The sequence below is a fragment of the Microbacterium sp. T32 genome, from assembly GCF_001619615.1.
GTDB lineage: Bacteria > Actinomycetota > Actinomycetes > Actinomycetales > Microbacteriaceae > Microbacterium.
Genome location: NZ_LQQP01000011.1, coordinates 81,721 through 95,120, shown reverse-complemented (window position 1 = coordinate 95,120; position 13,400 = coordinate 81,721). Strand labels below are relative to the sequence as shown.

Annotated in this window: 15 protein-coding genes and 1 tRNA gene; 11 read left to right on the top strand and 5 right to left on the bottom strand. The window is 70.0% G+C overall.

Going from position 1 to position 13,400, the window contains the following annotated elements:
* Nucleotides 1-137: 137 nt before the first annotated feature.
* Together AVW09_RS05960 and AVW09_RS05955 are read left to right on the top strand one after the other, a co-directional pair.
* Nucleotides 138-3,869 (top strand): AAA family ATPase, encoded by a 3,732-nt coding sequence (locus AVW09_RS05960; RefSeq protein ID WP_442922736.1) that lies wholly within the window; start codon nucleotides 138-140, stop codon nucleotides 3,867-3,869.
* Nucleotides 3,866-4,096 carry a hypothetical protein gene (locus AVW09_RS05955; RefSeq protein WP_231901781.1) on the top strand — a complete coding sequence of 77 codons (231 nt, stop codon included), beginning with the start codon at nucleotides 3,866-3,868 and terminating at the stop codon, nucleotides 4,094-4,096. Before AVW09_RS05960 ends, AVW09_RS05955 begins: the two co-directional genes overlap by 4 nt.
* A 105-nt stretch (nucleotides 4,097-4,201) precedes the next feature.
* Here AVW09_RS05955 and mscL read toward each other — a convergent pair whose 3' ends face one another.
* From mscL to AVW09_RS05940, 3 genes are read right to left on the bottom strand one after another with little or no spacing between them, the layout of a single operon-like run.
* Nucleotides 4,202-4,618, bottom strand: a complete 417-nt coding sequence (mscL, locus tag AVW09_RS05950) for a large conductance mechanosensitive channel protein MscL (protein ID WP_063257142.1) — start codon at nucleotides 4,616-4,618, stop codon at nucleotides 4,202-4,204.
* A 43-nt stretch (nucleotides 4,619-4,661) separates the two neighbouring features.
* Nucleotides 4,662-4,940, bottom strand: coding sequence for an FmdB family zinc ribbon protein (locus AVW09_RS05945; RefSeq protein WP_063257141.1), 279 nt, complete (start codon nucleotides 4,938-4,940; stop codon nucleotides 4,662-4,664).
* Between the two features lie 17 nt (nucleotides 4,941-4,957).
* The gene (locus AVW09_RS05940) at nucleotides 4,958-5,554 is read right to left on the bottom strand and encodes a 5-formyltetrahydrofolate cyclo-ligase (protein WP_063257140.1); all 597 of its coding nucleotides are present in this window, start codon (nucleotides 5,552-5,554) and stop codon (nucleotides 4,958-4,960) included.
* Nucleotides 5,555-5,620: 66 nt separating this feature from the next.
* On the opposite strand from AVW09_RS05940, the gene galU reads away from it, so the two are divergent.
* From galU to AVW09_RS05900, 8 genes are all read left to right on the top strand, one after another.
* Nucleotides 5,621-6,511 (top strand): UTP--glucose-1-phosphate uridylyltransferase GalU, encoded by an 891-nt coding sequence (galU, locus tag AVW09_RS05935; protein WP_063257160.1) that lies wholly within the window; start codon nucleotides 5,621-5,623, stop codon nucleotides 6,509-6,511.
* 14 nt (nucleotides 6,512-6,525) lie between these two features.
* Complete coding sequence (locus tag AVW09_RS05930; RefSeq protein ID WP_063257139.1) at nucleotides 6,526-7,149, top strand: GNAT family N-acetyltransferase; 624 nt, start codon at nucleotides 6,526-6,528, stop codon at nucleotides 7,147-7,149.
* A 106-nt stretch (nucleotides 7,150-7,255) separates the two neighbouring features.
* Nucleotides 7,256-8,302, top strand: coding sequence for a hypothetical protein (locus AVW09_RS05925; RefSeq protein WP_063257159.1), 1,047 nt, complete (start codon nucleotides 7,256-7,258; stop codon nucleotides 8,300-8,302).
* Between the two features lie 78 nt (nucleotides 8,303-8,380).
* Nucleotides 8,381-8,456 (top strand) — tRNA-Ala (locus AVW09_RS05920).
* Nucleotides 8,457-8,632: 176 nt separating this feature from the next.
* Nucleotides 8,633-9,349, top strand: a complete 717-nt coding sequence (locus tag AVW09_RS05915; RefSeq protein WP_063257138.1) for a hypothetical protein — start codon at nucleotides 8,633-8,635, stop codon at nucleotides 9,347-9,349.
* Entirely contained in the window at nucleotides 9,334-9,672 is a 339-nt protein-coding gene (locus AVW09_RS05910) for a hypothetical protein (RefSeq protein ID WP_063257137.1), read from the top strand. Before AVW09_RS05915 ends, AVW09_RS05910 begins: the two co-directional genes overlap by 16 nt.
* A 98-nt stretch (nucleotides 9,673-9,770) precedes the next feature.
* On the top strand, nucleotides 9,771-10,493 hold the full coding sequence (locus AVW09_RS05905; protein ID WP_063257136.1) for a hypothetical protein: 723 nt from the start codon (nucleotides 9,771-9,773) through the stop codon (nucleotides 10,491-10,493).
* Complete coding sequence (locus tag AVW09_RS05900; protein ID WP_063257135.1) at nucleotides 10,490-11,431, top strand: ThiF family adenylyltransferase; 942 nt, start codon at nucleotides 10,490-10,492, stop codon at nucleotides 11,429-11,431. The genes AVW09_RS05905 and AVW09_RS05900 overlap by 4 nt, the downstream gene beginning before the upstream one ends.
* A 55-nt stretch (nucleotides 11,432-11,486) precedes the next feature.
* On the opposite strand, the gene AVW09_RS05895 is transcribed toward AVW09_RS05900, so the two are convergent.
* Entirely contained in the window at nucleotides 11,487-11,825 is a 339-nt protein-coding gene (locus tag AVW09_RS05895; protein WP_063257134.1) for a winged helix-turn-helix transcriptional regulator, read from the bottom strand.
* 79 nt (nucleotides 11,826-11,904) lie between these two features.
* Here AVW09_RS05895 and AVW09_RS05890 point away from each other — a divergent pair, with 79 nt between their 5' ends.
* Nucleotides 11,905-12,561: an FMN-dependent NADH-azoreductase gene (locus tag AVW09_RS05890; RefSeq protein WP_063257133.1), complete on the top strand. Its 657-nt coding sequence runs from the start codon at nucleotides 11,905-11,907 to the stop codon at nucleotides 12,559-12,561.
* Nucleotides 12,562-12,609: 48 nt separating this feature from the next.
* On the opposite strand, the gene AVW09_RS05885 is transcribed toward AVW09_RS05890, so the two are convergent.
* Nucleotides 12,610-13,392 carry a TetR/AcrR family transcriptional regulator gene (locus tag AVW09_RS05885; RefSeq protein ID WP_156495981.1) on the bottom strand — a complete coding sequence of 261 codons (783 nt, stop codon included), beginning with the start codon at nucleotides 13,390-13,392 and terminating at the stop codon, nucleotides 12,610-12,612.
* Nucleotides 13,393-13,400 lie beyond the last annotated feature (8 nt).

The window sequence follows — 13,400 nt, the reverse complement described above, 5'->3', positions numbered from 1 at the left end:
GGCGGACCCGATCGGTGGATGGATCCGCGAATCGGGCCACGGGGGAGGAAGGGCCGATCGTTCGGCGTTTCGTGCAATCCCGCGAAACTCGGGCCCGCTGCGCACCATCCACGGGTGCTCGGCTTAGTCTGACAGGTGTGTGGCGAGCTGAGGACGGCGTCGTGACGGGCGCCGAGGGCGACGTTCCGGCGTCGATCGATCCGGGCGAGCTGCGACTGTCGGAGCCCGGCATCGTGGTTCGTCACGTCGCCGACCCCGAACGCCAGCGCATCCGCACGGAGGCCGCGGCCCTCGGGGGACGCTCGACGCTGCTGCGCTTCGACGACGCCCGCGACGCCGGCATCGACATCACGAAGGCCCACCCCGGCTCGTTGCCGCAGTTCATCACCGGCCGAGCGACGCTGCTGTCCAACCTCTTCCGTGACGAGGTGGCCCTGCGCACCGCGCGCATCGCCGCCGAACGCATCACGGCGAAGAACGTCGAACTGCGCACCGCCCGCGGACTCGAGCCGGTGCACCTGGCCGTGGGCCTGGCCGCATGGAAGATCGGGGGAGTGGAGTGGTCCGCCCCCGTGCTGCTGCGCCCGCTCGCCATCCGCCGACACAACGGCGACTTCGAGCTCAAGCTCCACGGCGCGTTCGTCATGAACCCCGAGCTCGCCCGCGCGTTCCGCACTCACCTCGGCATCCAGATCGACAGCACCGCGCTCGCGGGCCTCGCGTACGACCAGGGCGTGTTCAAGCCGCAGCCGGTCATCGACCACCTGCGCCGGCTCACCACCCACGTCCCGACGTTCGTGGTCCACCCGCGCCTGATCATCTCGTCGTTCGCCGACGTCGGATCGGGGATGGCGCGCGAGACGGAGCACCTCGACGCCCCGCTGCTCAACGCGCTCGCCGGCCACCCGGACGATCGCGCCCGCATCATGGTCCGGCCCGCCGATCCGGTGCTGACGAGCCCCGACGAGCGGACGCCCGCGGCCGACACCCTCCTCCTGGACGCGGATGCCGAGCAGGAACGGGTTCTCGCGCGGATCGCCGCCGGCCACTCCCTCGCCGTCCACACGCTGCCTGGCACGGGCGGCACGCAGACGGTCATCAACGCGATCGGCCAGGCCGTGCACGCGGGCAAGCGCGTGCTCGTCGTCAGCGCGCGACGGTCGACGCTCGACGGCATCCGTCATCGTCTCGCCGGTGTGGGGCTCACGGGGCTGGCGGTCTCTCCCACGCACGTGCGCCGCGATCTCATCCGCGCGATCGGCCGCAACGAGAAGGCGGAGCAGCCCAAGGTCTCCGAGATCGACGACGCGCTCGTCCGCCTCCGAACCGTGCTGCGCGACTACCGGTCGGCCGTCACCGAGCCGCACCTCGCACTGGGGGTGTCGACCCTCGACGTCCTCCGCGCGCTGACGGCACTGGCATCCGTCTCCCCTCCGCCGTCGACGACGGCCCGGTTCGACCTCGCCACCCTCGAGCGTCTGGCGGGACGCCGTGACGCCGCCGCGAAGGCGCTGGCCACGGCGGCGCGGCTGGGCGAGTTCCGCTTCGGCCCCGACGACTCGCCCTGGTACGGCGTCAGCTTCACGCGGACCGAGGACGCGCGTGCCGCGCACGACCTCGCGGGCAAGCTGCACGCGCAGGACGTCCCGCGCCTCCTCGAGCGCGGCTACGAGCTCATCGCGCAGACGCGCATGCGGCCGTTCCAGACCGTGTCGGAGCTCGGCGCGTACCTCAAGCTCCTGCAGGGCATCCGCGAGTCGCTCGATCGGTTCAGCCCCACGGTGTTCGAGCGTCCGCTCGGCGAACTGATCGACGCGCACTCGCCGCGCCGCGATTCCTCGGCGATGAGCGGTCCCAACCGCCGTCGCCTGCGTCGCCTGTCGAAGGAGTACGTGCGCCCGGGCGTCCACGTGCCCGACATGTACGAAGCGCTCGTCCGGATCCAGCAGCAGCGCACCGAGTGGCAGCGCGTCGTCGATGCGGGCGTGACCCCCGAGGTCCCGCTCGGGCTCGCCGATGTGCACGTCGGGTGGCAGCGCGTCGACGCGATGCTCGGCGAACTCGACCAGATCCTGGGTCGCCAGGGTTCGGACCGTCTCGCGACCCTGCCGGTTCAGATCCTCGTGCGTACCCTCGCCGGTCTCGCCGCCGAGTCGACCTTCTTCGACAACCTCGTCGAGCGTGCGCAGCTGCGCGGCGAACTCGCCCGGCTCGGCCTCGAACAGCTCCTCGTCGAACTGTCGGTGCGGCACGTCCCCGAGGACCGCGTCGGCGACGAACTCGAGTTCGCCTGGTGGCAGTCCGCCCTCGAGCACCTGCTGCGGAGCGACCGGGCTCTCCTCGGCGCGAACACGAGCGTGGTCGATCGCCTCGAACGCGACTTCCGCCTGGTCGACGAGGCCCACGCCGCCGCGGCAGGGCCCCTGCTCGCCGCCGAACTCGCGAAGCAGTGGCGTATCGGCATCGTCGATCACCCCGACGAGGCGGAGGCGCTCAAGAACTCCCTCAAGGACGGACTGCACAGCGCCCACGAGATCGCGGAGGCCGCGCCCACGCTGCTCCGGACGCTCGCGCCGGTGTGGCTGGCATCCCCGTACGAGGTTCCCGACGTGCCGACTGGTCTCGCGTTCGACACGGTGATCATCGCGGATGCCGGAGCCCTGTGCCTCACGGAGGCCACGCCGGCCCTGCTGCGGGCGCGCCAGGTCGTGCTGTTCGGCGATCCGGTGATCCAGAAGCCGACGCCCTTCCGCGTCAGCGCGTCGCTCGTGCCGGTTTCGGATGATGAGGCGGATGACGTCCCGTTCGATCACGTGTCCGTGTTCGAGCGGATCGCGGAGCTGCTCCCCGTCGAGACCTTGACCCGCAGCTACCGGGCGGGCGGCGAGGATCTCGCGCAGCTCGTCAACGACGCCTTCTACGGCGGCGAGATCGTCTCCCTTCCGTGGGCAGGCTCGTACTTGGGACGCGGCAGCCTCAGCGTCGACTACGTCGAGAACGGCGTCGGCGCGCCCGACCCCGTCAGCGGTGCCGTGGAGAGTCCGGATGCCGAGGTCGCGCGCGTCGTGACCCTCGTGGTCGAGCACGCGGTCAACCGCGCGTCCGAGTCGCTGATGGTCGTGACCGCGAGCCGCAAGCACGCCGAGCGCGTCCGGGCGGCGGTCGAGGCGGCGCTCGCCGGGCGATCCGACGTCGCGGCCTTCATCTCGCGGGATGCCGCGGAGCCCTTCGCCGTGCTGACCCTCGAGGAGTCCGTGGCCGAGAGCCGCGACCGCGTGGTGTTCTCGCTCGGCTTCGGTCTCACCCGGCACGGGCGCGTCCTGAGCGACTTCGGCGACCTGTCGACGCCCGACGGGGAGCGGCTCCTCACGGTCGGAATGACGCGCGCACGGCGCTCGATGGTGATCGTCTCCTCGATCCGCCCCTCGGCGTTCGACGACGGCCGCCTCGAGCACGGCGCTGCAACCCTCATGGGGATCCTCGGCAATCTCGCCGGTCGGGGCCGCGAGTCGCGGCTCGAAGACCTCGCCGACCCGCTCACCCGCGCGCTCGCGCGCGAATTGCGGCGGCTCGGCATCGAGGTCGACCTCGACTACCGGGGTCTTCTTCCGCTGGTCGCGCGGTACCGCGGCAAGGCGGTCGTGGCCGAGAGCGATCCCGAGACGATCGGCGAGACGCTCCGCGAGACGCTGCGGCTGCGGCCGCAGATCCTGCGGCGGCTCGGGTGGCACTACGTGCGCGTGCACGCGTTCGACCTGTACAGCGACCCCGCGGGCGTGGCATCCCGGATCGCGGAACTCCTCGGCGCCGCCCCGGACGACGCCGCCGCTCCCGGCACCACCACCGAACCCCTCGACCTGAACGGGTGAGCGCGGTGGCCCCGACCCCGGATGCCACCGATCCCGCTGTCTCGGCGAGCGAGCGCCAACCGATCGTCCGCGTCCGCGGCGCCCGGCGCGCGCGGCTGCTCCCGGCACCCGGGACGAGCGCGGAACCCGCACCCGCGGACGACCGCACGCGGGAGCGCCCGTCGGCACCCGCGGCATCCGGTCCCAACGACGCGCAGCTCCTGCGCGACGTTCCGCCGCACTACTGACGCCCGCGTCGCCCCCGATACGCGAGAAACGCTTCCCACGGTGCGAAACGGCGCGACGGGCCGTTTCCTCCCGCGAGAAGCGTTTCTCGGTGGAGGTGGGGCGGCTCAGCCGCGCGGCTGGCGCTCCAGCAGGTCGCGGATCTGCACGAGCAGCTCCTGCTCGGTCGGGAGTTTCGGCTCATCGGTCTGCTCGACCACGCCCGCCCGCACCGCGGCACGCGCCTTCCACCGGTTCATCGGGAAGACGAAGACGAAGTAGACCACCAGCGCGACGGCGAAGAAGCTGATGACCGCGGTGAGGAGCGAGCCGAGCGGGAAGACCACCGTCTGCCCGTAGAGCCCGGTGATCTCCGGACCGAAGTCGCCGTTCGCGTTCGGCACGTAGAACACCTCGATGAGCGGATTGATGATTGCGCTGACGATGGCGTTGACCACCGCGGTGAACGCGGCGCCGATGACCACCGCGACGGCGAGGTCGATGACGTTTCCGCGGAGAATGAACTCCTTGAATCCCTTGATCATGACGAGGCTCCCCTTCCGGCCGCGTCCGCAGGGTCGGCGAGGGTCAGGATGCCGGGGTGGACGCGGTCTTCGTCGACTCAGACGACGATGATGTCGAAGATCCGCCCGTGGTTCCGGATGCCGCGCCGGACGACGCCCCATTCGATCCGCGCGAATCCGTGCGGTAGAAGCCGGAGCCGTTGAAGGTCACACCGATCGAGCCGTACTGCTTGCGCAGTTCACCGCCGCACACGGGGCAGTCGGTGAGAGCGGCATCCGAGAAGGACTGCACCGCGTCGAAGCGGTGGCCGCACTGCTTGCAGGCGTAGGCGTAGGTGGGCATTCGGTTTCCTTCGGTGTTCAGGCGTGAGAGCGGTCGAGGGTGACCGTGCGCGTGGGGGTGACGATGCCCGAGACCGGCTGGTCGTGCACGTCGCGCGGCACGTCGTCGACGAACTCGGAATCGAAGATGACGGCGTAGACGGGCGGGCACTTCTCGATGGACCCGAGGGTCTTGTCGAAATAGCCGCGACCCCAGCCGAGACGCATTCCGCTCCGGTCCACCGCGGCCGCGGGGACGACGAGCAGATCGACGTCGTCGACCGCCATAGGCCCGAGCACGTCGCCGACCGGCTCCGGCAACCCGAACAGACCCTCGGCGATCTCGGCATCCGGAGTCGCCACCGACCAGTCGAGCAGACCGTCCTCGCGTGTGATGGGAAGGAGGACCCGGATGCCACGTGCCACCGCCCCGGCGACGAACGCGTGCGTACCCGGTTCGGTGGTCGTCGACAGGAAGCAGGAGATGCTGCGGGCGCCGAGGCGGTCGACGAGGGCGTCGAGCTGCTCCTTGACGCCGGCCTCGGCGACTTCGCGCCCGTGTGCGGAGACGGTCTGGCGTCGTTCGCGCAGGTCGGCGCGGAGTGCGCGTTTCGCCTGCTCGATGCTGTCGGGCATGCCCCAAGTGTACGGGGGTGCGCAATTGGTAACAGCGCTGTCGCATGGCACCAGTAGGGTATGCGCATGCCTAACAAGCCCTTCAAGGCCGTGATCCCGGCCGCTGGACTCGGTACTCGCTTCCTTCCCGCCACGAAGGCCATGCCGAAGGAGATGCTTCCGGTCGTCGACAAGCCCGCGATCCAATACGTGGTCGAGGAAGCGACTGCGGCCGGAATCAGCGACGTCCTCATCATCATCGGACGCAACAAGAACAACATCGCCAACCACTTCGACTCGATGCCTGAGCTCGAGACGAAGCTGCGCGAGAAGGGCGACCACGACAAGCTCGCCAAGGTCGAGCACTCGTCTGACCTCGCCGACGTGCACATGGTGCGCCAGGGCGAGCCGAAGGGGCTCGGGCACGCGGTGCTCCGCGCGCGCAGCCACGTCGGCGACCACCCGTTCGCCGTTCTCCTCGGCGACGATCTCATCGACGAGCGCGACCCGCTGCTCGAGCAGATGCTCGCGGAGTACACCAAGCGCAACGCGACGGTCATCGCCCTGATGGAGGTCGACCCCGCGCACATCCACCTTTACGGTGTCGCCGCGGTCGAGCCGACGGAGGACGAGGGCGTGGTCAAGGTGACCCAGCTCGTCGAGAAGCCCAAGGCCGAGGACGCCCCCTCGAACCTCGCCATCATCGGCCGCTACGTTCTCGGCCCCGACGTGTTCGGCATCCTGGAGCACACCCAGCCCGGCAAGGGCGGCGAGATCCAGCTGACCGACGCGCTCGAGGAACTCGCGAACGGCGGCGGCGACGGCGGCGGCGTGTACGGCGTCATCTTCCGCGGCCGCCGCTACGACACCGGCGACCGTGTCGACTACATCAAGGCCATCGTGCAGCTCGCCTCCGACCGCGAAGACCTGGGCCCGGCCCTCCGTCCGTGGTTCAAGGAGTTCGCGGCGGGTCTCTGACCCGACGGGATGCCATGGATCTCTCCGTCCCACGACGGCACGGCGAGGTGTCGATCCGTCTCATCCGCAATCGCGACGCGCGCGTCCTCCAGCAGGAGCTGATCGACAACCGCTCGTGGTTGCGACCGTGGGAGGCGACGAGCCCGGACGGGCCCGTCTCCTTCGACATGCGGCTCGGCATCCGCCGTCTCCTGCAGCAGTATCGCGACGGCCTCGGCGTCCCCTTCGTCATGGAGTGGAACGACGAGGTCGCCGGTCAGCTCAACGTGTGGGGTGTCTCGCGGGGCTCACTGGCGTCCGCGACCATCGGATACTGGGTCGCCGAGGAGTACGCGGGTCGCAACATCACAACGATCAGCGTCGCCATGGCGACCGACGTCTGCTTCACCGAGCTCAACCTGCACCGCGTCGAGATCTGCATCCGGCCGGAGAACCACGCGAGCCTCCGCGTGGTCGAGAAGCTCGGGTTCCGGTACGAGGGGCTCCGTCGCCGCTACATCCACATCGACGGCGACTGGCGCGATCACTACTCCTTCGCTCTGGTGCGCGAAGAGGTGCCGTACGGCGTCCTCGACCGGTGGGATCGCGGTCAGGTCCCGCCGGACGCGGCATCCATCCCGCCCGCCGACCGGCTGTAGCCGGCCGCACTCCGGGGGCACGGCCCGCGTCCGATGTCTCGCGCCTCGCGGGGCGACACGCGGACGGATGCCGAGCTGTGACCTCGGCGTGACCTACCGTGGTGCCATGGGTGGACAGGTTCTCGGCGGCGGGGTGATCGTCTTCGTCTCGGTCGCGCTGTGGTTGGTGTACCTCCTGCCGTCGTGGCAGAGCCGGCACCGGTTCACGTCGGCCGAGCGCAACGCCGTGCGACTCAACCAGGCGCTGCGCGTTCTCGCGGAAACCGCCGAGACGCCGCGGGAAGTCCACCTCGAACTCACTGCTCGCACCGCGCACCAGCAGCAGAAGATCGCGCGTCAGGTCCAGGCGCAGAAGGCGCAGGCCGACCTCGCCGAGGCCAAGGCCCGGCTCGACGTCGCGCGCCTGGAAGCCGCCCGTGACCGCGATCTCGTGAAGGAACAGCGGGCCGCCGCGATCGAGCTCGCCCGCGCGGAGCGCGCCGCCGCCGTCGAGGTCGCCAAGGCCGAGCGGGCAGCGGCCCTCGAGAAGACGCGTGCCGAGCAGGCCGCCGCCGTCGAGCGGGCGCACGCCGAGCGTGCGGCCGCGGTCGCGCGACCGGAGTTGCGCCGTGCCCGGGCGCGTCGGCGTTTCCGCCTGGCGACCACCGTGTTCGCGGGCCTCGGGATCGTCGCGGCGGTGGCCGGTGGCATCCAGGTGTCGTTCGGCGCGGCACCCTTGCTGCTCGTCGTCGGGGGAGTGGCGGTCGTTCTCGCTCTCGTCGTGCTGCAGCGCCTCTCGCGCGTCGCAGCCCGCGCGACGGCGCGTCCCGTGGCGACGGTGGTGCAGCGTGCCGCGGTCGAGGTGCAGGACTTCGGTGCGGCCGCACCCGCGCCGCGTCCGACGTGGACGCCGCGCGAGCTGCCGCGTCCGCTCGTCGCGTCGGCGGGTTCGCGCGCCGCGGCGACCGTCGATGAGCAGCTCGCCCGCGAGGCCCTGCGCGCGGCCGCTCGCGAACAGGTCGCCCGCGAGATCGCCGCCGCGCAGGCGCCGACGCCGATCGAGGTCGCACGGCCGGCCGCCGTCTCGCCGTACGCGTCGATGGGCTACGTCGACGACGCCGAGATCGAGGACCACGTGCGTCAGCTCCTCGAGCGCCGCGCGTCGGGTCAGTAGGACTCTCGCGCGGCACGCCCGGGCGCTCGGCCGGGTCGGTCGGGGCGAGGGGCGCGTGATAGTGTTGTCGAGTTGTCCGGGCCTGTGGCGCAGTTGGTAGCGCGCCTCGTTCGCATCGAGGAGGTCAGGGGTTCGAATCCCCTCAGGTCCACCACCTCGTAACGGCGTCTCTCCCTCGGGAGAGGCGCCGTTGCTCGTCGTTGCCCTGATGGTGCGGGCGAAAGGTCCCGTGACGGCGCTCGATGGTGGCCGTGAGTATCCTTCCGGTTGTGGTGCGATCGATCTGTTCGATCGTCATCACCCGCCCGAGAGGCAGGAAAGTGGTCGACCGTGAGCGATGACTCGATCCGAGCGCTCGTCCTGGACGAGTTGAAGCGACTCCGCAAACGCAGTGGAGCCGTCACCGTCGACGCGCTGAGCCTGGCGCCGACGCTGTGCGAGCTGCTCGGAGCCGGTGATCCGTTCCTCGCCTACACGCGGCTGTCTCACCACCTGCTGGACGGGTCGGACGAGCGCTCCATCACGGCGGCCGCAGCGTCGCTGGGGTTCTCCAGCGACGGTGACACGCACTTGCACCGCTTGACCGAGGCCGGACAGCAACTGTCCGTGGACCAGCGTCAGGCGCGGAGATTGAGCGACGAAGGACTGGAAGCGCTCGCGAGACTCATCACCACGAACTGGACGATCGAAGCGGTGCCGGAGTTCACCGCGATCCTCATCGCAGAGCGAGACGGAGTCACCGTCGCCTTTCACGCCCACCATCCGGCCGTCGCTGTCATGCGCGAACCCGTCGTGGAGGTGCTCTCCGGGGATGAGCGGACGGTGCGTCCGCTGTCGTGGAGCGTGGCGGAGGACGGTGCGCGGATTCGCCTGCGGTGCGGGATGCCTCTTGGGCTGGCATACGACGAGAGGGAGACGTCGCTGACGGTGCAGTGGCGCGGTGAGCTGTGGCCGAAGTTCTCGGTTCGACTCGTCGGCGGCGCGAGCCCGGACAGCGTCGAAACGCTGGGCAACCGGCTCATGCTCAGGCTGTGGGCGGCGACGTGACGAGCCACCACCCCGCGCGGGAGGGCATCGAACGGGAACTCCGGAGTCTCCGGAAGGCGTACGGGCCGCTCGATGACATCAAGTTGGCCACGGCGAGTTTCATCGTGCGTGCGCTCGGAAATCACGACGTCGGGGTAGCGCTCACCCGGCTCGTCGACCCGCGCACGGTGCGACGGTGGTCCGACGCCGGCATCAAGAAACTGACCCAGCTGATCATCGGTGCCGCTCCGTGGATCCAGCCCCGCGCGCGTCAACTCCTCGTCGCACGTGAGGATGCCGGGACGTCGATCGTCATGCTGCGTCCGGGCGGCTCGACCGCGTAGGGGAGTCCGTCGCTGATAAGGGGGTGTCACTTTCTTGTCACGACCCCGCGGGGGTCCGGTTTCTAGCGTCGAGTCATCCCGACGAAAGGAATCCGGCCATGGCCGCCACCAAGACAAGGGTCCGCAACGCGGACATCACACCGCCCGTCCACACCGACGTCTTCGACCTCAGCCCGGGGAGCGAGTTCGCGCTGATCGAACTCGGATTCGGCCTGCGCTCCAACCCGCTGTTCTCCGCTTACCTCGACCTCCGGACGGAGGTCTACACGACCCAGACGGGCATGCTCGACCTGAGCGAGCTGACGTACGGGGTGGACATCGACGACGACGACGAGCGCTCGACGGCCAGGCTGGTGTTGCAGAACCGCCGCCCGCATCCCGTCGCCGTGGCCTGTGTGCGCCAGATCGAGCGTCGCCGCGGCGACAACCGGCCGCTGCCCGCGGACGAGCTCTTCGGTCTGGGGCTCGACGGCCCCGGTGTCGAAGTCTCCCGCTACATCGGCCGGCTCGACGACCCTGCGCAGCAGCACCTCGCGCTGCGCGAGATGCTGCGGTCGACGATCGCGCACATCCGGCAGATCGGCGCGGACGACGACGTGTATGCGATCGTCGAACGTCCCCTGGAACGGGTGCTTCGCATCATGGGAGTCGGGGTGTCGCGCATTGCCGAGCCCGTGTGGCTCGAGGAGTACCAGGGCGTCAACGTCGCCATCAAGCTCGATCCGATCGTCTCGGCGGCCAACCTCGGGGGCCTCGACGAGATCGACGCCCTGGACGTCTCCGAGGGTGCGGTCCGGTTCTGGGGGGAGGTCGGCCGATGACCCTCGAACGTCGCGCGCCGCAGGCGCCCGTGCCTCCCGAGTTCCGCCGCAACCTCGGCTTCTGGCGCCGCAGCGAACAGCAGCTCCTCCAGGACTCGACGATCGCCATCGCGGGGGCCGGGGGAGACGGCTTCGACCTCGCGGTGGCTCTGGTCATGATGGCCGGGCCGAAGGAGGTCCGGATCGCGGACCCGGAGATCTTCGAGCCGGAGAACTCCAACCGTGTGGCGTGGGCGAACACCGACACCTACGGACGGCTCAAGGTGGACGCTCTGCGGGAGACCATCGCCAAGATCCGCCCGGGCACGCGGGTCGTCGCGTTCCCCGAGGGGGTCACCGTCGACAACGCCGACGAGTTCGTCGCGGGCGCCGACCTCGTGCTCGACGAGTCGGAGTTGCGCTACCTGCACGTGGGGACGGCGCTCGCGCGCGCCGCGCGCCGGCATGGCATCCCGAACCTCCTGGTCATGAACATCGGGTTCGGCGCGATCGCGACATCCTTCGCGCCGGACAGCCGTCACACGTTCGAGAAGATGATGGGGCTCCCGGCCGACATCACCCTTGCGGAGGCGGCGACGCGAGAGGCCGACCTGAGCCGATGCGTGCCGTACGTTCCGTCCTACGGCGACCTCGCGACGTTCCGCGCGACGGTGGCGGGCGCTCCGCTGCCGTCGGTCGTGCAAGGGGTGAAGGCAGCCGTCAGCCTCGGGGCCACGGAGGCATTGCTCCATCTCACCCGAAGGGACGGAAATCGCCGCCGGTCGCCCGTGTTCGCCCCCCACTGGGCCTACAGCGACCCCATGACGCTGGTCTCGGGGCGAATTCGGTGGGCGCGGGCGCATCACTGGGCACGTGCATCGGTCCTCGCGAGCCGCTCACTTCTGGGGTGGAACCCTCGCGCGTCCTACGGCGACGAGACGCCCGCCCGGGATGAGTGATCGGTCCGCGGCGTGACGGGAACCGAACTGCGGGTCTCGGCACGCCGCCGGCGCTTCAGTGGGCGGGCGTCAGATTTTCGCGCGCCCATGCGCCGAGCTGATCGAGCACCGGGAGCAGCTGTCGCCCCGCGTCGGTGAGCTGGTACGAGACCGAGACGGGCGGGCCCGGCTCGACACGACGCTCGGCGAGACCGGCCGTCGCGAGCTCCGCCAGGCGGTCGGACAGCACCGCGTCGCTGATGCCGGTGACCGCCCGTCGGAGGCCGACGAACGTCGTGGCTCCTGCGCCGAGCGACGACAGGATCATGCCGTTCCAGCGCTTTCCGAGCACCGAAAAGGCGAGCGTGACAGCGGCGTCACACGGGCCGTGCTCGGCATCCGACATCTCGGTCATGACTCCATCGTACGCGTGCTACAGTCTCGCTAGCCGCTCTCTTTTTCATAGCGACTATCCATTTCGTGATTGGAGCCTTATGTCCCTGTTCCGCCTGGATGCCAGCATCCTGCCCGCATCGAGCGCGAGCCGGTCGCTCGCCGACCTCGTCGAGCAGGAGTGGGTCGCGGCCCACCCCGACTCGGTCGTCACCCGACGCGATCTCGCCGTCGACCCCGTCCCGGCGACGGCCTGGGCGGATGCCGTGACGGGCAAGTTCGTCGCCCCCGAGGAGCGCACCGAGGGCCAGCGCGCGGCTGAGGCGCTCGCGCAGACGTTCGCCGACGAGCTCATCGGAGCGGACGCCCTGCTGTTCGCCGTTCCGCTCTACAACTACGGCGTCTCGCAGCACTTCAAGACGTGGTTCGACCTCGCCTACACCGACCCGCGCATCGACCCGCAGGGCACCGCTCTGCGTGGAAAGCCCGCCACGCTCGTCACCGTGCTCGGCGGCAACTACGCGCCGGGCACGCCGAAGGAGGGCTGGGATCACTCGACGGGCTGGCTCCGTCGCGTGCTCGAAGACGTGTGGGGTCTCGACCTGCGCGTGGTGGAGCGTCCCTTCACCCTTGTGGGTGTGAACCCGGCGCTCGATGCATTCGCCGACACCACGCTCGCGCTGAAGATCAAGGCCGAGGGCGACGCCGTGTCGTACGGCCGCGAACTGGCGGCATCCAAGGTCGTGTCCAGCGACTGACGCTTTACCCTGAGGCCGCCCGCGCACATCCCGTGTGCGCGAGCGGCCTCACGCGTCGTGGGGCTCGAGGTCGACGAGGGCTTCGAGGATGCCCCAGAAACCCAGGGCGGCGGGATGCCATTCGACGGGCTCCCCGTTGAGCCCGGGCTTTCTGATGATGGTGTCGGCAAGATCCGGGTTCACCAGACGCCGCTGCGCGAGGCCCTCCACGACCGCCGCGCCGAGGCCGGCGAGCAGTTCCGCTGAGGCGCCGGGGAGGAACGAGAATCCGAGTCCGCTCAGGGCGCTGCCGTAGAACTCGGCGGTGCGCGCGATGAACATGTTCTCGGTCTCTTGCAGAGCCTCGACGAGACGCGAACGGGTGTCCTCATCGGCGAGACTGCTCGCTGACGCGACGAGCGTCACGTGCGTCCGCCACCCCACCGACTCGCTGAAGTGCTCGAAGTTCATGCGCCCGGCGACGCGCACCGCCTCGCGGAGGACCGCCACGCGACCTTCATGCGAGACGAGGAGGTGCTGGTTGTCCATGATGACGGCGTTGGCGGCCACCTGGGTCTCGGGATAGAACATGGCATCGTGCGAGTCCGACGACGTCGCCAGCTCCACGAGGAGGTCGGCGAAGAAGCGCTCCTTGGCGGGCCAGAGGCGGTAGAAGGTGCTGCGGGGAAGACCTGCTGTCCGGATCAGATCCTCGATGCTCAAGTGCTCCAGGCTGACGGTGAGCCCGGACTCCGCCAGCATGGACAGCGCCGTGGTGAGAGCCGCCTGCCGCGTCTCGTCGGCCGGCTGTCTGTTGGCGCGCCCGGACGCGCCCCATCCTGGAGAACTCATTCCGCTAT